We start from the raw sequence: 16,950 nt of genomic DNA, 5'->3' as shown, positions 1-16,950 counted from the left end.
AAACTTATGTACTTTCTAAAAAATCCCTGCGCCTAACCCGGAAAAACAGGTAGTCGCAGGGATTAGATTCAGACAATATGAAATTAACGCTTGGAGTATTGAGGAGCTTTGCGGGCCTTTTTCAAGCCATACTTGCGGCGCTCCTTCATGCGCGGGTCACGAGTGAGGAAACCAGCCCGCTTCAGAGCAGGCCGCAATTCTTCATCTGCTTTAGTCAGAGCACGAGCGATGCCATGACGCACAGCGCCAGCCTGGCCGGAAATCCCACCACCATGAACTTTAACCAGGACATCAAATTTGCCCAGAGTATTGGTGATTTCCAGAGGCTGCTTTACGATCATTTCCAGAGTCTTTTTCCCGAAATATTCACCCAGTTCCCGGTTATTAACCAGAATCCTGCCAGTGCCACCGGGAATCAGACGTACACGAGCAACTGCATTTTTCCGTCTTCCGGTACCCCAGTATTGAACTACTTGAGCCACTATTACTACCTCCTTCCTCTGTTACTCTTGACCTACCCACAGCTCAGGCTGTTGAGCCTGGTGGGGATGTTGACTGCCCCGATAGACGCGGAGCTTTTTCAACATTTTGTCACCCAGCCGGTTATGGGGCAGCATGCCTTTGACAGCCAGCTGCACAGCCAGTTCCGGTCTGGTCTGTAACAGAGTCCGGTAGTCAGTGGACTTAAATCCGCCCGGGTAACCGGAGTGACGCTGCCATTTTTTCTGATCCAGTTTTTTCCCGGTCAGGACTACCTTTTCGGCATTGATGATGATCACATGGTCACCGGTATCCACATGGGGAGTGTAAATGGGTTTATGCTTGCCCCGCAGCAACCTGGCAGCTTCAGAAGCCAGGCGGCCCAGGGGTTTTCCTGTCGCATCCAAGATGTACCACTTGCGCTGCACCTCTTGGGGTTTGGCCATATAGGTGGTCATGTTTTTCCCTCCTTGCATCCTGACAGAACTGCAAATCGTGGTATAAAAACCCTCCGGGGCAGGGGTATTCCATACCATGTCATAAAATCATTGTAATATGCAGAAGTTGTCATGTCAATAGTTAACTTCCAGTAAACACAGCCCCTGGGGGGGCGCCGTGGGCCCGGCCTGGTTACGGTCCCGGCTGGCAATGATTTGGGTAATAACCTCCGGGTTTAGTTTTCCTTTGCCAATTTCCACCAGAGTGCCAGCAATGATGCGTACCATATTGTACAGAAAACCATTGCCGTTAATGGTGATAGTGAGTAAAGGACCATCCTGAGCCACTGCTACTTGATTAATCGTCCTAATCGTTGTCTTGCTGGTAGCTCCTGCTGCCCGAAAAGCGGCAAAATCATGGGTGCCGAGCAAAAAGCGGGCTGCCTCAGCCATCGCCTGGCTATCCAGCAAAACAGGAACATACCAGCTATAACGATGCCAGAAAGCTGAAGGTATCCGACTATTATAGATGGTATAACGGTAGGTTTTGTTTTTGGCCCAGAACTGGGCATGAAAAGCCGGTTCCACTTCCTCTGCCTGCTTGATAACAATATCAGGCGGCAACCCGCCAGAATTAAGAGCCAGAGGCACTTTATCCACTGGTATCGGCCAGCTGGTATGGAAGTTAACCACCTGGCCCCGGGCATGGACACCGGCATCAGTTCGGCTGGCGCCAATTACCGTGATGGCTTCACCAGTCCAGCGCTGTAATACTCTTTCCAGCTCACCCTGAATAGTAGGTAGCCCCGCTGTTGCCTGACTTTGAAAGCCATGATAATTAGTGCCATCATATTCCAGGATCAATTTGAGGTTGCGCATAATTTAGCCCCTCAATTCATCAAAACAAGAAGTCAGGAGAGCAGCTGCCAGCGGCTGTTACCCATCCTGACCCTTGCTAACATACTTAGACCAGCTCGAGTATTACAACCTCAGCAGCATCACCGCGGCGATTGCCAACTTTTACAATGCGGGTATAGCCGCCCTGGCGCTCGGCATATTTGGGTCCAATTTCATCAAACAGCTTTTTAACTACGGTTTCATCCAGGATATATGCCAAAGCCTGACGGCGGGCTGCCAGGTCTCCCCGCTTGGCCAGGGTAACCATTTTTTCGGCAATGCTCCGTACTTCCTTGGCCTTAGGAGCAGTAGTCTCGATGCGCTCTTCCTTAAACAAGGAGGTTACCATGTTTCGTAACAGAGCACGCCGGTGGCCACTGTTCCGACCCAGCTTTCTGTATGCCATTTAAGTTTCCCTCCTCAGTCTACTCTTCGGATTTCTTCAAGGACAGGCCCAGTTCTTGCAACTTGTTAATGACCTCTTCCAGGGACTTTTTGCCCAGGTTGCGTACCTTCATCATATCTTCTTCGGTCCGGTTTACCAGTTCTTCAACGGTATTGATACCGGCCCGCTTCAGACAGTTATAGGAACGCACCGAAAGGTCCAGTTCCTCGATAGTCATTTCCAGAATCCGATCCTTGGCTTCTTCTTCCTTCTCGACCATGATCTTGACATCACCAATGGCATCTGTCAGACCAACGAAAAGGGAAAGATGCTCGGACAGAATTTTAGCGGCCCAGCTGAGGGCAGCATCGGGACGAATACTGCCATCAGTCCAAATTTCCATGGTCAGCTTATCATAGTCAGTAATCTGTCCGACCCGGGTGTTTTCAATCGCATATTTCACCCGCCGTACGGGAGTAAAGGCTGAGTCAACGGGAATAACCCCAATTTCATGGTCCGGCTTTTTGTTGCGGTCTGCAGAAACATAACCGCGGCCTTTAGCCACAGTGATTTCCATATAGATACGACCGTGATCTAAGGTAGCTATATGCAGATCGGGATTCAAAATCTCCACATCTGCATCAGCTTTGATGTCTCCGGCCTTGACTTCGCCCTCTCCTTCAGCTTCAAGGATCAGAACCTTTTCCTCATCGGTATGCATTTTTAAACTGAGGCCTTTTAAGTTGAGGATGATATCAGTAACATCCTCAACTACACCGGGAATAGTTGAAAACTCGTGCAGTACCCCTTCAATCCGGACCGAGGTTACCGCCGCCCCCGGTAAGGAAGACAACAGCACCCGCCGCAGGGAGTTGCCCAGGGTTACGCCATAACCCCGCTCCAGCGGCTCGACAACGAATTTGCCATAGGTGTTGTCCTCAGCCAGTTCCACACATTCAATGGTGGGTTTTTCGATTTCCAGCATCCTATTTGTACCCTCCTTCTCGAGAATTCAGACCACCAGAGGGTTAGAACCAACCATTATCTGGAGTACAACTCGACGATCAGGTGCTCTTGAACAGGTACGTCGATGTCTTCTCGAGCAGGAAGAGCAACCACTTTACCGCTTAAAGTATTGAGATCCCGCTCCAGCCATGCCGGTACACCCCGGTTAGGAGCCAGCTCGATTAATTCCTTGAACCGCGGGGACTCTGTACTCTTTTCATTGATGGCAATCACATCCCCGACTTTTACCTGGAAGGAGGGGATGTTTACCCGACGACCGTTAACAGTGAAATGTCCATGCCGTACCAACTGCCGGGCTTCGTTCCGGGAGGAAGCAAAACCCAGACGATAGACTACGTTGTCCAGGCGCCGCTCCAGCAGCCGCAGCAGGTTTTCACCGGTAATGCCAGGCATCCGGTCTGCCTTTTCGAAATAGTTGCGGAACTGGGTTTCCAGCAAACCATAAATCCGCTTGGCCCGCTGCTTTTCCCGCAACTGCACACCGTATTCAGACAACTTTTTCCGAGCCTGACCATGCTGACCAGGGGCATAGCTCCGGCGGTCAATTGCACACTTACCAGTATAGCATCGTTCGCCTTTCAGGTAGAGCTTGATACCTTCCCGACGGCACAGACGACAGCTGGGACCAGTATATCTTGCCATGTTTCAACAGCACCTCCTAAACACGACGCCGCTTGGGCGGGCGGCAACCGTTGTGGGGAATGGGAGTTACATCCTTAATCAGGCTAACTTCCAGACCAGCAGCTTGCAGTGCCCGAATCGCTGCTTCCCGACCGGCTCCCGGTCCTTTAACATAAACTTCGATTTCCTTCATGCCATGTTCGATCGCTTCCCGGGCGGCATTTTCCGCAGCCAGCTGAGCGGCAAAGGGTGTGCTCTTGCGGGAGCCCTTAAAGCCACTGGTTCCGGCAGAAGCCCAGGAAATAGTGTTACCTTGCCGGTCTGTAATGGTAACGATGGTGTTATTGAAGGTAGACTGGATGTGGGCTACGCCCTTGTCTACATTTTTCCGTTCCCGCTTCTTGGTTCTTTGCGGTCTCCGAGCCATGCTTAAATTCCCCCCTTATTACTTCTTCTTGCCGGCTACCGTCTTCCGCGGACCTTTGCGGGTCCGGGCATTGGTCTTAGTCCGCTGACCACGGACAGGCAGCCCACGACGATGACGAATGCCCCGATAGCAGCCAATTTCAATCAGACGCTTGATGTTAAGAGCGATTTCCCGCCGCAGATCACCCTCAACTTTATAGTTCTTATCAATAACTTCCCGCAGACGAGCAACTTCATCTTCAGTCAGATCCCGCACCCTTGTGTCGGGGTTAATTCCGGTTTCGGCCAGAATCTTCTTGGAAGTGGGAAGACCAATACCAAAAATATAGGTCAGAGCCACTTCTACCCGCTTTTCCCGGGGCAGGTCTACACCAGCAATACGGGCCATAGTTCGCTACACCTCCTATGTCCTTAACCTTGCTTCTGTTTGTGTTTGGGATTTTCGCATATCACCATAACAGCGCCCTTGCGCTTGATAATTTTACATTTTTCGCAGATAGGTTTTACAGATGGTCTAACCTTCACGGCAATTCCTCCTTTTGTCCCGGGTTACTTATACCGATATACAATCCGGCCTCTGGTCAGGTCATAAGGAGATAATTCCACAGTGACCCGGTCCCCGGGCAGGATCCGGATGAAATTCATACGGATTTTGCCGGACACATGGGCCAGCACCCGGTGTCCATTATCCAGTTCCACGGTAAACATGGCATTAGGTAGGGGCTCAATTACAGTGCCCTCTACCTCGATGACATCTGATTTGGCCATAGGTCTTTACCCTCCTTGTGTCCCACAAATCATTGCTCAGGTATTGCTCCCAGGTCCTTCAAAGCCTTGCGGACTTCATGGTTGAAGATGCGCACGCCGGCCAGCTTTTTTCTGGCAATCTCCTCGGCAATAGCAGGCATGGCTTTCAAGTGTTTAATATTCTTTTTCTTTGGAGATTCCACTTTGCGCAGATCCCCATCTACCACCGCCACCATGGTATCAGACAGATAATCCCATACCAGGAAGGGGCGGCCTTGATCCCGGCCAGCCCTGGAGTAAACCAGCTGACCGATTTGCAATTCCTTCTCAGCCATGGATTGCACCTCCATGCCACAAGGCACCTAAACCTTAGTCAATATTTCCGGGCCATCGGCTGTGATGGCGATGGTGTGTTCGAAATGAGCCGACAGCGAACCATCCAGGGTCACCACTGTCCACCCATCCGCCAGTGTCTTGACATGATACTCACCCATATTGACCATCGGCTCAATCGCGAGAGTCATCCCTGGCAGCAACCTGTGGCCTCGCCCTGGCGGACCGAAATTGGGCACCTGGGGTTCTTCATGCATTGCAGTACCTATGCCATGGCCAACATAGTCCCGAACCACGGAAAATCCGTGGCTTTCTACATATTTTTGTACTGCGTGGGAAATATCTGAAATCCGGTTGCCGACTTTCGCCTGACTGATGCCCTGGTAGAGGGATTCTTCAGTAACTGCCAGCAGCCGCCTGGCATCAGCAGAAATGTCACCTACCGGAAAAGTCCTGGCACTGTCACCATAAAATCCATTAAGTACCGCACCCACATCAATACTAATAATATCACCATTTTCCAGTTTTCTTAAACCGGGAATGCCGTGGACAACTTCTTCATTGACTGAAGCGCAGATGGTGGCCGGATAGCCATGATAACCTTTGAAAGCGGGCACTGCCCCCAGCTTTCGGATCACATTTTCAGCTATCCGGTCCAATTCCGCTGTGGTTATGCCCGGGCGAACTGCCTGTTCCAGCTCTGCCAGAGTTATAGCCACCACCCGACCGACTTCCCGCATCAATTGTAGTTCCTTCTCGGTTTTAAAGTGAATGGCCAACCCGTTCCCTCCTGTTCAGGACGACAGCCCACCGGCCATTACCCCCGCATGAATCCCTGGTAATGGCGCATCAGCATCTGCGCTTCCATTTGCTTCATAGTATCAAGGGCTACCCCGATCACGATAAGCAGGGCCGTACCTCCGAAATAGACGTTCTGGATTTTGGTTATTGCCATCATGAAGTTAGGCAGGATGGAAATCAAGGCCAGGAATACCCCACCTGCTAATGCCAGTCTCATCATAATCCGATTGAGAAACTCTGCGGTGGGACGGCCTGGTCGAATTCCCGGTATAAAGCCGCCATACTTCTTCATGTTGTCCGCTACATCTACCGGGTTAAAGGTAATGGCCGTATAGAAAAACGTAAATGCGATGATCAGTAGAGCAAAAAAGATGGTATTCAAGAAGGTGCCCCAGCCAAACCACCTGATGAACCATTGAGCAAAACTGTTGGTGGGGAAGTACTGTGCAATCTGAACCGGAAACATCAGCAAAGAAGAGGCGAAAATCACCGGAATAACGCCAGCCTGATTAACCTTAATGGGAATATGGGTACTCTGCCCACCATAAACTTTCCGGCCAACCACCCGTTTGGCATACTGTACCGGGACCCGCCGCTGTCCTTCTTGAATGAATACAATCCCGGCGATTACCAGTGCACCGATTACGACTAGAAGCAGCACATTCAAAACATTGATACTGCCTGCTGCCAGCAATTTTTGAATATTGGCAAGAGCAGAAGGAATGCGGGAAACAATCCCTGCGAAAATAAGCAGGGAAATACCATTGCCAATGCCCTTTTCCGTGATCTGTTCACCCAGCCACATCAAAAAGGCTGTACCGGCTGTCAGACTGGTAACAAAGACGATATAGGTTACAATCCCTTTATTGGGAATAGCTGCACCCAGCCCGAAATAGATACCAGTTGCCTGGATAAAAGCCAGCACAACCGTCAGATAGCGGGTGAATTCAACTATGCGCTTCCGCCCCTCAATACCTTCTTTAGCCCATTGCTCCAGAGTGGGAATAACCACTGTCAGCAATTGCATGATAATGGAGGCGTTAATATAGGGGGTGATACTCATAGCAAAGATGGAGAAGTTTTTAAAAGCACCCCCGGAAATCACATCGAAAAAGGCTACAAAGGCCTGGCTTTCCAGCAATTTTCTAATAGCTGCTACATCGATACCTGGCACAGGCACGTGTACACCCAGCCGAAAAACAAACAGCATCATTAAGGTATAAAGCAGCTTTTTCCGCAGCTCACCAATCCGCAGGGCATTGGACAGGGTTGACAGCATCTTAGATCACCTCAGCTTTTCCGCCTGCTGCCTGAATCTTTTCCACAGCAGACTTGCTAAAGCCGTTGACCTTAACTGTCAAAGCCTTTTCCAACTCCCCGTTACCTAGAATTTTGACGCCATCCTTTACGGACTTGATGACCCCGGCTTTGACCAGCAGTTCGGGGGTAACTTCCGTTCCGTTTTCGAAGATATTCAGAGCTGATACATTGATGGCCACGATTTCCTTGCGGAAGCGGGCATTGTTGAAACCACGCTTGGGTATGCGCTGTTGCAGCGGCATTTGACCGCCTTCGAAACCAGGACGCACGCCACCCCCACTCCGGGCCTTTTGCCCTTTGTGGCCGCGGCCGGCAGTCTTACCTAATCCCGATCCGATCCCCCGGCCTTTGCGGACAGGTTCGAACTTAGAGCCAGGAGCCGGTTGCAGCTCATGAAGCTTCATCACTTACACCTCCCTGTCCTATTCGCTAATTTCTTCAACCTTGAGCAGGTGTTGTACTTTTTTCACCATACCCCGAATCTGAGGGGTATCATTATGAATAACAGTCTGTTGCAGCTTTCTGAGTCCCAGGGTCCGCACAGTGACCTTCTGGTCTTCAGCATAGCCAATTGGGCTCTTCACCAGAGTGATTTTCAGTTGAGCCACTGTACTCCCTCCTAACCGAGAATTTCGTCCGGATTTTTGCCCCGCAGTCTGGCTACTTCCTCAACGGTCTTGAGGGCTTTCAGTCCTTCCATGGTAGCCCGTACCACGTTGTTGGGGTTGGAAGTGCCCAGAGACTTGGCCAGGATGTCATGTACACCGGCCAGTTCCAGAATAGCGCGTACAGCACCTCCGGCAATAACACCGGTACCTTCGGAAGCGGGCTTGAGCAGGACTTTGCCAGCGCCAAACTTCCCGACAACTTCATGGGGAATGGTGGTGCCTTTAAGTGGCACGCGAATCATGTTTTTCTTGGCATCTTCAATTCCTTTGCGAATGGCATCAGGTACTTCCCCGGCTTTGCCGAGACCAGCACCGACATGGCCATTGCCGTCACCAACGACTACCAGGGCGCTAAAGCTGAAACGCCGACCGCCTTTAACAACCTTGGCTACCCGATTTATTGCCACAACCTTTTCGGTCAGTTCCAAGCTGTTGGGATCGATTTTCTCGATCTTGGCCATTACTTTCCCTCCTTACGCAGGTACTTTAGAATTCCAGTCCGGCTTCGCGAGCTGCATCAGCCAGGGCCTTTACCCTGCCATGATATAGATAGCCACCGCGGTCGAAAACAACCTTGGTGATACCTGCTGCTCTGGCCTTCTCAGCCACAGCCTTACCTACTACCCTGGCGGCTTCTACATTACCGCCATATTTTACCTGGCTGCGAATTGCCGGCTCAACGGTAGACGCGGCTACCAGAGTTGTACCGGTCTCATCATTGATGATTTGAGCATAGATATGATTCAAACTGCGGTAAACTGCCAGACGAGGTCTTTCGGCAGTCCCAACTACTTTTTTCCGAACCCGCAGATGTTTTTTGCGCCGAATCTCACGCCGATCTATGCGCTTATACACAGGTAAGTTCACTCCTTTCAGTTCAGGTGTTTAGGCCACCTGCTTACTTCTTCTTACCTTTACCACCGGTTTTACCGACTTTGCGGCGGATAACTTCCCCTTCATACTTAACACCCTTGCCCTTATACGGCTCAGGCTCACGGATGGAGCGAATTACAGCAGCCAGCTGTCCGACTTTTTCCTTATCGATACCGACTACAGAAATCTTGGTAGCTGCCGGCACTTCTATCTCAATCCCTGGTTCGGGTTCGATTTCAACCGGATGACTAAAGCCAAGGCTCAGCACCAGCTTACGCCCCTGCTTCTGAGCCCGGTAACCAACCCCTACCAGCTCCAGGTTTTTGCTGAAACCTTTGGTAACCCCTTCAACCATATTGGCGATCAGGGTTCTGGTCAGGCCATGCAGGGAACGATGTTGTTTTTCATCAGAAGGTCTCTCGACGATAATTTGATTATCCACCAGGCTGATTTTCATGTCCTGGTGAAAGGTTTTGGTCAGCTGCCCTTTGGGGCCTTTGACAGTTACGACATTGCCGTCGATTTTGACTTCCACCCCATTGGGAACAGCCACCGGCTGTTTACCGATTCTGGACATGATGACACCTCCTACTTCTTACCATACGTAGCAGATTACTTCGCCGCCCAGTCCTTCTTTGCGAGCTTGCTTATCGGTCATCAAGCCTTTGGAAGTGGAGATAACGGCAATTCCGAGTCCACCGAGAACCCGGGGAATTTCATCTTTCTTGGCATAAACCCGAAGGCCGGGTTTGCTAATTCGCTTGAGGCCGGAGATGACTTTCTCCTTGTTGGCACCATACTTCAGATAGATGCGCAAAACCCCTTGCTTGCCATCTTCAATATATTCATAATCCTTGATGAAGCCTTCGTTTTTCAGAATCTCGGCCAGAGAGGTCTTCATCTTGGATGCAGGTACTTCCACTTTTTCGTGGTAGACCATATTCGCGTTTCTGATCCGGGTCAGAAAATCCGCAATGGGGTCGGTCATTACCATGGTTGAGCTACCTCCTTCCGTTTATCCTACCAGCTGGCTTTTTTCACGCCGGGAATTTCGCCTCGATATGCCAGCTCCCGGAAGCAGATCCGGCAAATGCCGAATTTCCGCATGTAGGCCCGGGGACGGCCACACAGTTTGCAGCGGTTATAACCCTGGACTTTAAATTTGGGCTTCCGCTGTTGTTTGGCAATCATCGATTTCTTAGCCACGTTCTTCCCTCCTTACTTGCTGGCCCGGAAGGGCATGCCCAACAAACGGAGCAGTTCACGGGCTTCTTCATCAGTTTTGGCGCTAGTAACGATGGTTACGTTCATTCCACGCAGTTTATCGACCTTGTCATACTCGATTTCAGGGAAGATCAGCTGTTCCTTCAGGCCCAGGTTATAATTGCCCCGGCCGTCGAAACCTGTAGGAGATACCCCGCGGAAGTCCCTTACCCGGGGCAGGGCTACATGGAACAGTTTGTCCAGGAAATGATACATCCGGTCGCCCCGCAGAGTAACTTTCACACCGATGGGCATGTTTTCCCGCAGCTTAAAGCCGGCGATGGATTTTTTGGCCCGGGTGACGATGGGCTTTTGACCGGTAATCATGGTCAGGTCATTAACAGCAGCCTCAATGGCCTTGGGATTTTGAATGGCTTCTCCCAGACCGATATTGATTACCACTTTTTCCAGTTTAGGAATTTGCATAACGTTTTTATAGCCAAACTTCTGCATCAATGCAGGAGCTACTTCGGCTTGGTATTTCTCTCTGAGTCGTGCCAAGGTTACTACCTCCTTTCCCGGTCAAGTTCTATTCGAGGTTAGTGCCACACTTTTTGCAAACCCGAACTTTTACTCCGTCTTTAATCAGTTTGCCATAACGAACGCCTTTACCACATTTGTCACACCAGAGCATGACATTGGAAGCATGGATGGGAGCTTCCTTGCTGATAATCCCACCCTGGGGATTTGCTTGATTGGGCTTGGTGTGGCGTTTTACAATATTCACACCTTCAACAACAACGCGGTTTTTGTCGGTGATTACCTGCAGCACTTTCCCTTTTTTACCGGCATCCTTCCCGGTAATAACTACTACAGTGTCGCCTTTTTTTACATGTACCCTGGACATTCTGCCACCTCCTTAGAGAACTTCCGGAGCCAGGGAGATGATTTTCATAAAGTCCCGATCCCGCAACTCCCGAGCTACAGGTCCAAAAATCCGGGTTCCCCGGGGGCTTTTGTCTTCCTTGATGATTACAGCGGCATTGTCATCAAACTTAATGTAGGAACCATCAGGACGACGTACTTCTTTATTGGTCCGCACCACAACGGCCTTGACCACATCACCTTTCTTGACCACGCCGCCAGGTGTTGCTTCTTTAACAGAACAGATGATGATATCACCAACCGAGGCATAACGGCGGTTGGAACCACCCATTACCCGGATGCACATCAGTTTCTTGGCCCCAGTATTGTCAGCCACATTCAGGATTGTCTGCACCTGAATCATATCTGGTGACCTCCTTTCCTACAGTTGTTCCTTCCGCTCCAGGATCTCGACAACCCGCCAGCGCTTATCCTTGCTCAGCGGCCGGGTTTCCATTATTTTGACTCTGTCGCCAATGCGGCAGGCGTTTTCTTCATCATGGGCCTTGAATTTCTTGGTCTGCTTAACAGTCTTACCGTACAACGGATGACGGAACATGGATTCAACAGCTACTACTACGGTTTTATCCATTTTGTCACTGACAACAGTCCCGATCCGAACCTTTCTGCTGTTTCTTTCCACAGGCGAAACCTCCTTTCCTTAAGCCTGGGTAGCTTTCAGTTCCCGCTCGCGAAGAATGGTCTTAACACGGGCGATGGTTTTGCGGACTTCCCGGATACGCATGGGATTGTCCAGCTGGCCTGTGGCCAATTGAAAGCGCAGCTTAAAGAGTTCATCTTTCAGGTCGCCCAGTTTCTGGGTCAACTCTTCATTGCTCAGGTTACGGATTTCGTTAGCTTTCATTTGCTTCACCACCCATTTCTTCGCGTTTTATGAACTTGGTTTTGATGGGAAGCTTGTGGGCAGCCAAACGCATGGCCTCCCGGGCAGTTTCCTCAGGAACGCCAGAGAGCTCAAACAGGATGCGACCGGGTTTTACGACTGCTACCCAGTACTCCGGTGAACCCTTACCGCTACCCATCCGAGTTTCAGCAGGCTTGGCGGTTATGGGCTTGTCAGGGAAAACTTTGATCCATACTTTACCGCCCCGGCGGATATAACGAGTCATAGCAACCCGGGCCGCTTCAATTTGCCGGCTGGTGATCCAGGCGGGCTCTAAAGCCTGTAACCCATACTGACCATATGCCAGCTCGGTACCGCCTTTAGCACGGCCTTTCATCCGGCCCCGGTGTACTCTTCTCCATTTTACTCTTTTTGGTACCAGCATTACTGCTCCCCTCCTTCAGCAGCCTCAGCAACAGCTACTGCCGGCTTGGCTTCAGGCAGAACTTCGCCTTTGTAAATCCAAACTTTGACACCGATTTTGCCATAAGTGGTGTTGGCTTCTGCAAAGCCATAATCGATGTCAGCCCGGAGAGTATGCAAGGGAACTTTCCCTTCGTTATACCATTCAGTCCGGGCAATTTCAGCACCTGCCAGACGACCAGAGCAAGCGATTTTAATACCGCCAGCACCCAGACGCAGCGCCCGGCTTACAGCTTGTTTCATTGCCCGACGGAAAGCAACCCGCTTTTCCAGCTGAGCGGCAACATTTTCTGCAACCAGTTGTGCATCCAGCTCCGGCACTTTGATTTCCTGCACATTTACATTGACCCGCTTACCAGTCATTTTTTCCAGGTCCTTGCGCAGGTTTTCAATTTCAGCACCGCCACGACCGATAACAATTCCCGGCTTGGCTGTGTGAATGGTAACCTTGACCCTGTTGGCACTGCGCTCAATTTCGACCTTGGAGACACCAGCACCATAGAGCCGATTCTTTACATAACGACGCAGTTTAACATCTTCCACCAGCAGTTTATCGAAATCCCGGGTTGCAAACCACTTGGCATCCCAGTCTTTAATGATCCCGATCCGCAGTCCTTTGGGATGTACCTTCTGACCCACCGTTATCCCTCCTTCTTCTCGCTGACCACCACGGTTATATGGCTAGTACGCTTCCGAATCAGATCGGCCCGACCCATAGCCCGCGGATTATACCGTTTCAAGGTTGGTCCCTGGTCAACGAAGATTTTGCTTATATAAAGGGATTGAGTGTCCATTTCATAGTTGTGTTCAGCATTAGCCACAGCAGATTTCAATACCTTTAGCACTTCCCGTGCAGCAGCTTTGGGCATGAATCGCAAGATAGCAAAAGCTTCTTGCACATCCTTGCCCCGCACAACATTAATAACCTGCCGAACTTTACGGGGCGAAATGCGTACATACTTCGCCACGGCTTTGGCTTCCATGGAATTACCCCCTCTCGTCCGTTATTTCCTGGAAGTTGTCTTTTCCCCGGCGTGCCCTTTGAAGGTCCGGGTAGGAGCAAACTCACCCAGCTTGTGTCCGACCATTTCTTCAGTAATATACACAGGCACGTGCTTTCTGCCATCATGCACAGCAATAGTATGCCCAACCATTTCCGGGAAAATGGTGGAACGACGGGACCAGGTCTTAATGACCCGCTTTTCCCCTTTTTCATTTAAAGCCCGCACTTTTTTCAGCAGGTGCTCATCACAAAACGGTCCTTTTTTCAGGCTTCTGCCCATCTTCGCATCTGCCTCCCTTCACGCTGTCTTTCGCAGGTTATTTATTGCGACGGCGCACAATAAACTTATCAGTAGGATGGTTCTTCTTCCGGGTTTTAGCACCCAGAGCCGGTTTACCCCAGGGTGTAACCGGGTTACGCCCGATAGGTGAACGACCTTCACCACCACCATGCGGGTGATCGACAGGGTTCATTACCACACCGCGGACGGTAGGTCTGATACCCAGCCAGCGAGCCCGACCAGCTTTACCGATAGTAATGTTTTCATGATCCAGGTTGCCTACCTGACCGATGGTAGCCCGGCACTCGGCCAGTACTTTCCGCAATTCACCGGAAGGCATGCGCAGCAAGGCATACTTGCCTTCCTTGGCCATCAGCTGAGCATAGGAACCAGCAGAACGTGCCAGCTGGCCACCACGGCCCGGCTTGAGCTCGATATTGTGGACAGTGGTACCTACCGGAATATTGCGCAACGGCAGAGCATTGCCCACTTTAATATCCGCTTCCGGCCCGGAGTAAATGACATCGCCAACTTTCAGACCAACAGGGGCGATGATATAGCGTTTTTCCCCGTCAGCATAGTTGATCAGGGCAATGCGAGCACTCCGGTTCGGATCGTACTCGATAGTAGCAACGCGGCCAGGAATGCCATCTTTGTTGCGTTTGAAATCAATGATCCGGTACATCCGCTTATGTCCGCCACCTTGATGGCGCACAGTCAACCGACCCTGATTGTTGCGGCCAGCCTTTTTCTTGAGAGGCTCCAGCAGGGATTTTTCCGGCTTATCAGTAGTAATCTCCTCAAAAGTGGAGACAGTTACAAAGCGGCGGCCCGGAGAGGTGGGTTTAAAGGACTTGATCGCCATTATGGTTCCCTCCCTTTCCTTGCGTCTTACACACCTTCGAACAATTCGATCTTGTGGCCTTCAGCCAGTTTAACTATCGCCTTTTTCTTGTCAGGGGTCTTGCCAACAGTACGGCCTACCCGCTTGGTTTTACCCTTGATGTTCATGGTCCAAACATCTACAACTTTTACACCAAAGGCTTTTTCCACAGCATGCTTGATTTCGATTTTGTTAGCTGCAGGATTGACCAGAAAAGTATATTTATTTTCGGCCAGCAAAGCCATGGACTTTTCCGATACTACGGGGCGAATCAGCACATCTTGATAGCTCCGCATTAGGCTAGCACCTCCTCGACCCGAGCCACTGCATCTTTGGTGATAACCAGACTGCCGTGTTTGAGCAGGTCATATACATTAATGCCAGAGGCAGTTACCGGTTTTACCCCAGGAATGTTGCGAGCAGATTTGAAGACGTTCTCATCCAGCTGAGCAGTTACCACCAGAGCATTTTGGGCTTTCAGGTTGTTCAGGACTTTCACCATTTCCTTGGTCTTAGGAGCCTCAAAGCTCAGATTGTCCAGTACAAAAATCTCATTAGCCAGAACCTTGGCGGAAAGCGCAGACTTCAGTGCCAGTCTTCTTACCTTCTTGGGCAACTTAAAGCCATACTTGCGCGGCTTGGGACCAAACACGATACCGCCCCCACGCCAGATAGGAGAACGAATGCTCCCGTGACGAGCCCGACCGGTACCTTTTTGCCGCCAGGGCTTCTTGCCACCGCCAGCGACCTCAGCCCTGGTCTTAGTGGAATGGGTGCCAGCCCGTTCAGCGGCCAGCTGAGCCACCACTGCTTGATGCAGCACATGCTTGTTGGGCTCAATGCCGAAGATCTCATCTTTCAGCTCAATTTCGCCCACCTGTTCACCGTTGATATTGTACAGTGCCACTTTAGGCATCACTTTTTCCTCCTTTCCTGCCGTTTATCTTTAAGCTTTGACGCTAGGTTTGATGATCAGCAGGCTGTTTTTGTTGCCGGGTACACTGCCTTTAATAACCAGCAGGTTGCGTTCCCGGTCAACTTTTACCACTTGCAGGTTTTGTACGGTAACCCTTTCTCCACCCATACGCCCCGGCAGAGGACGGCCTTTAAATACCCGAGCCGGGCCTTTAGCACCCAGAGAACCGACGCGACGGTGGTACTTAGAACCGTGAGCCATTGGGCCGCGGGCAAAACCGTGCCGTTTGATGGCACCGGCAAAACCTTTACCCTTGGAAATACCGGTTACATCCACTGCTTCTCCTTCAGCAAAAATATCAGCGAAAATTTCCTGACCTACCTGATATTCATCGACATTATCTACGCGGAATTCGCGAACGTAGCGCTTGGGCTGAACCCCCGCCTTGGCAAAATGCCCTTTCAGAGGCTTGTTCACCCGGGTCTCCTTCACATCACCAAAAGCAACCTGGATGGCATTGTAACCATCGGTTTCTACGGTTTTCTTTTGTACTACGACGCACGGGCCAGCCTCAATCACAGTTACGGGGATCAATTTGCCATCTTCAGTGAAAAGCTGAGTCATCCCCACTTTTCTACCCAAGATACCTTTCGCCATTTTTGCCACCTCCTATGCATTTCTCTGAACACGCCCCCAGGCGTGCCGTAATGTGTTTACAGTTTAATTTCAATATCAACGCCCGCAGGCAGATCCAGTCGCATCAAAGCATCGACTGTTTTGGGACCGGGTTCTACGATATCAATCAGCCGCTTGTGGGTCCGCATTTCAAATTGCTCCCGACTGTCCTTGTTGACATGCGGAGACCGCAAGATGGTGTAGATGGCTTTTTCCGTAGGCAACGGAATCGGCCCAGCTACCTTGGCCCCTGTCCGTTTGGCTGTTTCCACGATTTTAGCCGCAGACTGGTCCAAAATCTTGTGGTCATAGGCCTTCAAACGGATTCTGATTTTCTGTTTGCTCATTGATTTACCCCTCCTTTTTTCGCCCGATCGTTGCGGACATTCTCAGTGAAAATTCCCCTTGACGGGTAGGTGGCCCGACAAGGCAACCTTTCACCTCATCGCCTGTCGATTTGCCAACAATTATATATTATATTGATTTTACCCCAGAAATACAAGGGGTTTGCGAAAATTTCTATAGAGAAACAGATACTGCAGACTTTTTTGCCTGCAGTACCTGTCCCCAAAAGTATAGCTTTAAGATTATTCGTTGATAGCTGATACCACGCCAGCGCCTACAGTCCGGCCACCTTCGCGGATAGCGAAGCGCAGACCTTCTTCAATAGCGATGGGGGTGATCAGTTCTACTTCGATCTTAACGTTGTCACCAGGCATAACCAT

The 16,950-nt window shown here is 50.7% G+C and carries 34 protein-coding genes and 1 pseudogene; all 35 read right to left on the bottom strand.

Going from position 1 to position 16,950, the window contains the following annotated elements; genetic code table 11:
- Positions 1-83: 83 nt before the first annotated feature.
- Positions 84-482, bottom strand: coding sequence for a 30S ribosomal protein S9 (gene rpsI, locus ULO1_RS00860; protein ID WP_078666706.1), 399 nt, complete (start codon positions 480-482; stop codon positions 84-86).
- Positions 483-503: 21 nt separating this feature from the next.
- Entirely contained in the window at positions 504-938 is a 435-nt protein-coding gene (gene rplM, locus ULO1_RS00855; protein ID WP_079906483.1) for a 50S ribosomal protein L13, read from the bottom strand.
- A 114-nt stretch (positions 939-1,052) separates the two neighbouring features.
- Complete coding sequence (truA, locus tag ULO1_RS00850; protein WP_079932712.1) at positions 1,053-1,796, bottom strand: tRNA pseudouridine(38-40) synthase TruA; 744 nt, start codon at positions 1,794-1,796, stop codon at positions 1,053-1,055.
- An 85-nt stretch (positions 1,797-1,881) separates the two neighbouring features.
- The gene (gene rplQ / locus ULO1_RS00845; protein ID WP_078666504.1) at positions 1,882-2,220 is read right to left on the bottom strand and encodes a 50S ribosomal protein L17; all 339 of its coding nucleotides are present in this window, start codon (positions 2,218-2,220) and stop codon (positions 1,882-1,884) included.
- Positions 2,221-2,239: 19 nt separating this feature from the next.
- The gene (locus tag ULO1_RS00840; RefSeq protein WP_078666505.1) at positions 2,240-3,184 is read right to left on the bottom strand and encodes a DNA-directed RNA polymerase subunit alpha; all 945 of its coding nucleotides are present in this window, start codon (positions 3,182-3,184) and stop codon (positions 2,240-2,242) included.
- Positions 3,185-3,240: 56 nt separating this feature from the next.
- The gene (gene rpsD, locus ULO1_RS00835; protein WP_078666506.1) at positions 3,241-3,867 is read right to left on the bottom strand and encodes a 30S ribosomal protein S4; all 627 of its coding nucleotides are present in this window, start codon (positions 3,865-3,867) and stop codon (positions 3,241-3,243) included.
- A gap of 16 nt (positions 3,868-3,883) precedes the next feature.
- Positions 3,884-4,273, bottom strand: coding sequence for a 30S ribosomal protein S11 (rpsK, locus tag ULO1_RS00830; protein ID WP_078666507.1), 390 nt, complete (start codon positions 4,271-4,273; stop codon positions 3,884-3,886).
- A gap of 18 nt (positions 4,274-4,291) precedes the next feature.
- Positions 4,292-4,660 (bottom strand): 30S ribosomal protein S13, encoded by a 369-nt coding sequence (gene rpsM, locus ULO1_RS00825; RefSeq protein WP_078666508.1) that lies wholly within the window; start codon positions 4,658-4,660, stop codon positions 4,292-4,294.
- A 23-nt stretch (positions 4,661-4,683) separates the two neighbouring features.
- On the bottom strand, positions 4,684-4,797 hold the full coding sequence (rpmJ, locus tag ULO1_RS00820) for a 50S ribosomal protein L36 (protein WP_078666509.1): 114 nt from the start codon (positions 4,795-4,797) through the stop codon (positions 4,684-4,686).
- Positions 4,798-4,821: 24 nt separating this feature from the next.
- Positions 4,822-5,040 (bottom strand): translation initiation factor IF-1, encoded by a 219-nt coding sequence (gene infA / locus ULO1_RS00815; RefSeq protein WP_078666510.1) that lies wholly within the window; start codon positions 5,038-5,040, stop codon positions 4,822-4,824.
- A gap of 29 nt (positions 5,041-5,069) precedes the next feature.
- Positions 5,070-5,354 (bottom strand): KOW domain-containing RNA-binding protein, encoded by a 285-nt coding sequence (locus tag ULO1_RS00810; RefSeq protein WP_078666511.1) that lies wholly within the window; start codon positions 5,352-5,354, stop codon positions 5,070-5,072.
- A 27-nt stretch (positions 5,355-5,381) separates the two neighbouring features.
- Positions 5,382-6,131 carry a type I methionyl aminopeptidase gene (gene map / locus ULO1_RS00805; RefSeq protein ID WP_278307642.1) on the bottom strand — a complete coding sequence of 250 codons (750 nt, stop codon included), beginning with the start codon at positions 6,129-6,131 and terminating at the stop codon, positions 5,382-5,384.
- Between the two features lie 38 nt (positions 6,132-6,169).
- The gene (gene secY / locus ULO1_RS00800; protein ID WP_079906485.1) at positions 6,170-7,432 is read right to left on the bottom strand and encodes a preprotein translocase subunit SecY; all 1,263 of its coding nucleotides are present in this window, start codon (positions 7,430-7,432) and stop codon (positions 6,170-6,172) included.
- 1 nt (position 7,433) lies between these two features.
- A complete protein-coding gene (rplO, locus tag ULO1_RS00795; protein WP_079906486.1) occupies positions 7,434-7,877 on the bottom strand; it encodes a 50S ribosomal protein L15 in 444 nt (147 codons plus the stop codon).
- A gap of 18 nt (positions 7,878-7,895) precedes the next feature.
- Positions 7,896-8,081 carry a 50S ribosomal protein L30 gene (rpmD, locus tag ULO1_RS00790; RefSeq protein ID WP_078666514.1) on the bottom strand — a complete coding sequence of 62 codons (186 nt, stop codon included), beginning with the start codon at positions 8,079-8,081 and terminating at the stop codon, positions 7,896-7,898.
- Between the two features lie 11 nt (positions 8,082-8,092).
- Complete coding sequence (rpsE, locus tag ULO1_RS00785; protein WP_278307655.1) at positions 8,093-8,593, bottom strand: 30S ribosomal protein S5; 501 nt, start codon at positions 8,591-8,593, stop codon at positions 8,093-8,095.
- Between the two features lie 34 nt (positions 8,594-8,627).
- The gene (gene rplR / locus ULO1_RS00780) at positions 8,628-8,996 is read right to left on the bottom strand and encodes a 50S ribosomal protein L18 (protein WP_078666516.1); all 369 of its coding nucleotides are present in this window, start codon (positions 8,994-8,996) and stop codon (positions 8,628-8,630) included.
- 43 nt (positions 8,997-9,039) lie between these two features.
- Positions 9,040-9,591 carry a 50S ribosomal protein L6 gene (rplF, locus tag ULO1_RS00775; protein ID WP_078666517.1) on the bottom strand — a complete coding sequence of 184 codons (552 nt, stop codon included), beginning with the start codon at positions 9,589-9,591 and terminating at the stop codon, positions 9,040-9,042.
- 18 nt (positions 9,592-9,609) lie between these two features.
- A complete protein-coding gene (gene rpsH, locus ULO1_RS00770) occupies positions 9,610-10,008 on the bottom strand; it encodes a 30S ribosomal protein S8 (RefSeq protein WP_078666518.1) in 399 nt (132 codons plus the stop codon).
- 26 nt (positions 10,009-10,034) lie between these two features.
- Positions 10,035-10,220, bottom strand: a complete 186-nt coding sequence (locus ULO1_RS00765; protein ID WP_078666519.1) for a type Z 30S ribosomal protein S14 — start codon at positions 10,218-10,220, stop codon at positions 10,035-10,037.
- 12 nt (positions 10,221-10,232) lie between these two features.
- The gene (rplE, locus tag ULO1_RS00760; protein WP_078666520.1) at positions 10,233-10,778 is read right to left on the bottom strand and encodes a 50S ribosomal protein L5; all 546 of its coding nucleotides are present in this window, start codon (positions 10,776-10,778) and stop codon (positions 10,233-10,235) included.
- A gap of 28 nt (positions 10,779-10,806) precedes the next feature.
- Positions 10,807-11,124, bottom strand: coding sequence for a 50S ribosomal protein L24 (gene rplX / locus ULO1_RS00755; RefSeq protein ID WP_078666521.1), 318 nt, complete (start codon positions 11,122-11,124; stop codon positions 10,807-10,809).
- Between the two features lie 12 nt (positions 11,125-11,136).
- Complete coding sequence (gene rplN / locus ULO1_RS00750; protein WP_078666522.1) at positions 11,137-11,505, bottom strand: 50S ribosomal protein L14; 369 nt, start codon at positions 11,503-11,505, stop codon at positions 11,137-11,139.
- 18 nt (positions 11,506-11,523) lie between these two features.
- Positions 11,524-11,784, bottom strand: coding sequence for a 30S ribosomal protein S17 (gene rpsQ, locus ULO1_RS00745; protein WP_078666523.1), 261 nt, complete (start codon positions 11,782-11,784; stop codon positions 11,524-11,526).
- A gap of 18 nt (positions 11,785-11,802) precedes the next feature.
- Entirely contained in the window at positions 11,803-12,006 is a 204-nt protein-coding gene (rpmC, locus tag ULO1_RS00740; protein ID WP_078666524.1) for a 50S ribosomal protein L29, read from the bottom strand.
- Positions 11,996-12,430, bottom strand: a complete 435-nt coding sequence (gene rplP / locus ULO1_RS00735) for a 50S ribosomal protein L16 (RefSeq protein WP_078666525.1) — start codon at positions 12,428-12,430, stop codon at positions 11,996-11,998. Before rplP ends, rpmC begins: the two co-directional genes overlap by 11 nt.
- Positions 12,430-13,107 (bottom strand): 30S ribosomal protein S3, encoded by a 678-nt coding sequence (gene rpsC, locus ULO1_RS00730; RefSeq protein ID WP_078666526.1) that lies wholly within the window; start codon positions 13,105-13,107, stop codon positions 12,430-12,432. Before rpsC ends, rplP begins: the two co-directional genes overlap by 1 nt.
- A gap of 2 nt (positions 13,108-13,109) precedes the next feature.
- On the bottom strand, positions 13,110-13,451 hold the full coding sequence (rplV, locus tag ULO1_RS00725; protein ID WP_078666527.1) for a 50S ribosomal protein L22: 342 nt from the start codon (positions 13,449-13,451) through the stop codon (positions 13,110-13,112).
- Between the two features lie 21 nt (positions 13,452-13,472).
- Positions 13,473-13,751 carry a 30S ribosomal protein S19 gene (rpsS, locus tag ULO1_RS00720; RefSeq protein ID WP_078666528.1) on the bottom strand — a complete coding sequence of 93 codons (279 nt, stop codon included), beginning with the start codon at positions 13,749-13,751 and terminating at the stop codon, positions 13,473-13,475.
- A gap of 37 nt (positions 13,752-13,788) precedes the next feature.
- Complete coding sequence (gene rplB, locus ULO1_RS00715; RefSeq protein ID WP_078666529.1) at positions 13,789-14,616, bottom strand: 50S ribosomal protein L2; 828 nt, start codon at positions 14,614-14,616, stop codon at positions 13,789-13,791.
- Positions 14,617-14,642: 26 nt separating this feature from the next.
- On the bottom strand, positions 14,643-14,930 hold the full coding sequence (rplW, locus tag ULO1_RS00710; protein WP_079906489.1) for a 50S ribosomal protein L23: 288 nt from the start codon (positions 14,928-14,930) through the stop codon (positions 14,643-14,645).
- A complete protein-coding gene (gene rplD / locus ULO1_RS00705) occupies positions 14,930-15,550 on the bottom strand; it encodes a 50S ribosomal protein L4 (protein WP_078666531.1) in 621 nt (206 codons plus the stop codon). The genes rplW and rplD overlap by 1 nt, the downstream gene beginning before the upstream one ends.
- A gap of 30 nt (positions 15,551-15,580) precedes the next feature.
- Positions 15,581-16,207 carry a 50S ribosomal protein L3 gene (rplC, locus tag ULO1_RS00700; RefSeq protein ID WP_078666532.1) on the bottom strand — a complete coding sequence of 209 codons (627 nt, stop codon included), beginning with the start codon at positions 16,205-16,207 and terminating at the stop codon, positions 15,581-15,583.
- 56 nt (positions 16,208-16,263) lie between these two features.
- Positions 16,264-16,572, bottom strand: coding sequence for a 30S ribosomal protein S10 (rpsJ, locus tag ULO1_RS00695; RefSeq protein WP_078666533.1), 309 nt, complete (start codon positions 16,570-16,572; stop codon positions 16,264-16,266).
- Between the two features lie 240 nt (positions 16,573-16,812).
- A pseudogene (gene tuf / locus ULO1_RS00690) lies at positions 16,813-16,950 on the bottom strand (elongation factor Tu); the annotation flags it as partial.

Source organism: Carboxydocella sp. ULO1 (genome assembly GCF_002049255.1).
In the GTDB taxonomy this organism is placed as follows: Bacteria; Bacillota.
The sequence above is the reverse complement of the archived record's forward strand: the minus strand, read 5'-3'. Positions and strand labels throughout refer to the sequence as shown.

Coding starts and splice junctions, on each gene's coding strand:
- rplM (WP_079906483.1), bottom strand. CDS start 938: ATGACCACCTATATGGCCAAACCCCAAGAGGTGCAGCGCAAGTGGTAC.
- rplW (WP_079906489.1), bottom strand. CDS start 14,930: ATGCGGAGCTATCAAGATGTGCTGATTCGCCCCGTAGTATCGGAAAAG.
- rplC (WP_078666532.1), bottom strand. CDS start 16,207: ATGGCGAAAGGTATCTTGGGTAGAAAAGTGGGGATGACTCAGCTTTTC.
- rplO (WP_079906486.1), bottom strand. CDS start 7,877: ATGAAGCTTCATGAGCTGCAACCGGCTCCTGGCTCTAAGTTCGAACCT.
- rplX (WP_078666521.1), bottom strand. CDS start 11,124: ATGTCCAGGGTACATGTAAAAAAAGGCGACACTGTAGTAGTTATTACC.
- rpsK (WP_078666507.1), bottom strand. CDS start 4,273: ATGGCTCGGAGACCGCAAAGAACCAAGAAGCGGGAACGGAAAAATGTA.
- rpsD (WP_078666506.1), bottom strand. CDS start 3,867: ATGGCAAGATATACTGGTCCCAGCTGTCGTCTGTGCCGTCGGGAAGGT.
- rplN (WP_078666522.1), bottom strand. CDS start 11,505: ATGATTCAGGTGCAGACAATCCTGAATGTGGCTGACAATACTGGGGCC.
- ULO1_RS00840 (WP_078666505.1), bottom strand. CDS start 3,184: ATGCTGGAAATCGAAAAACCCACCATTGAATGTGTGGAACTGGCTGAG.
- rpsM (WP_078666508.1), bottom strand. CDS start 4,660: ATGGCCCGTATTGCTGGTGTAGACCTGCCCCGGGAAAAGCGGGTAGAA.
- rplQ (WP_078666504.1), bottom strand. CDS start 2,220: ATGGCATACAGAAAGCTGGGTCGGAACAGTGGCCACCGGCGTGCTCTG.
- rplP (WP_078666525.1), bottom strand. CDS start 12,430: ATGCTGGTACCAAAAAGAGTAAAATGGAGAAGAGTACACCGGGGCCGG.
- rplB (WP_078666529.1), bottom strand. CDS start 14,616: ATGGCGATCAAGTCCTTTAAACCCACCTCTCCGGGCCGCCGCTTTGTA.
- rplD (WP_078666531.1), bottom strand. CDS start 15,550: ATGCCTAAAGTGGCACTGTACAATATCAACGGTGAACAGGTGGGCGAA.
- rpsS (WP_078666528.1), bottom strand. CDS start 13,751: ATGGGCAGAAGCCTGAAAAAAGGACCGTTTTGTGATGAGCACCTGCTG.
- rpmC (WP_078666524.1), bottom strand. CDS start 12,006: ATGAAAGCTAACGAAATCCGTAACCTGAGCAATGAAGAGTTGACCCAG.
- rplF (WP_078666517.1), bottom strand. CDS start 9,591: ATGTCCAGAATCGGTAAACAGCCGGTGGCTGTTCCCAATGGGGTGGAA.
- infA (WP_078666510.1), bottom strand. CDS start 5,040: ATGGCCAAATCAGATGTCATCGAGGTAGAGGGCACTGTAATTGAGCCC.
- truA (WP_079932712.1), bottom strand. CDS start 1,796: ATGCGCAACCTCAAATTGATCCTGGAATATGATGGCACTAATTATCAT.
- ULO1_RS00810 (WP_078666511.1), bottom strand. CDS start 5,354: ATGGCTGAGAAGGAATTGCAAATCGGTCAGCTGGTTTACTCCAGGGCT.
- secY (WP_079906485.1), bottom strand. CDS start 7,432: ATGCTGTCAACCCTGTCCAATGCCCTGCGGATTGGTGAGCTGCGGAAA.
- rpsJ (WP_078666533.1), bottom strand. CDS start 16,572: ATGAGCAAACAGAAAATCAGAATCCGTTTGAAGGCCTATGACCACAAG.
- rpsH (WP_078666518.1), bottom strand. CDS start 10,008: ATGGTAATGACCGACCCCATTGCGGATTTTCTGACCCGGATCAGAAAC.
- rplV (WP_078666527.1), bottom strand. CDS start 13,451: ATGGAAGCCAAAGCCGTGGCGAAGTATGTACGCATTTCGCCCCGTAAA.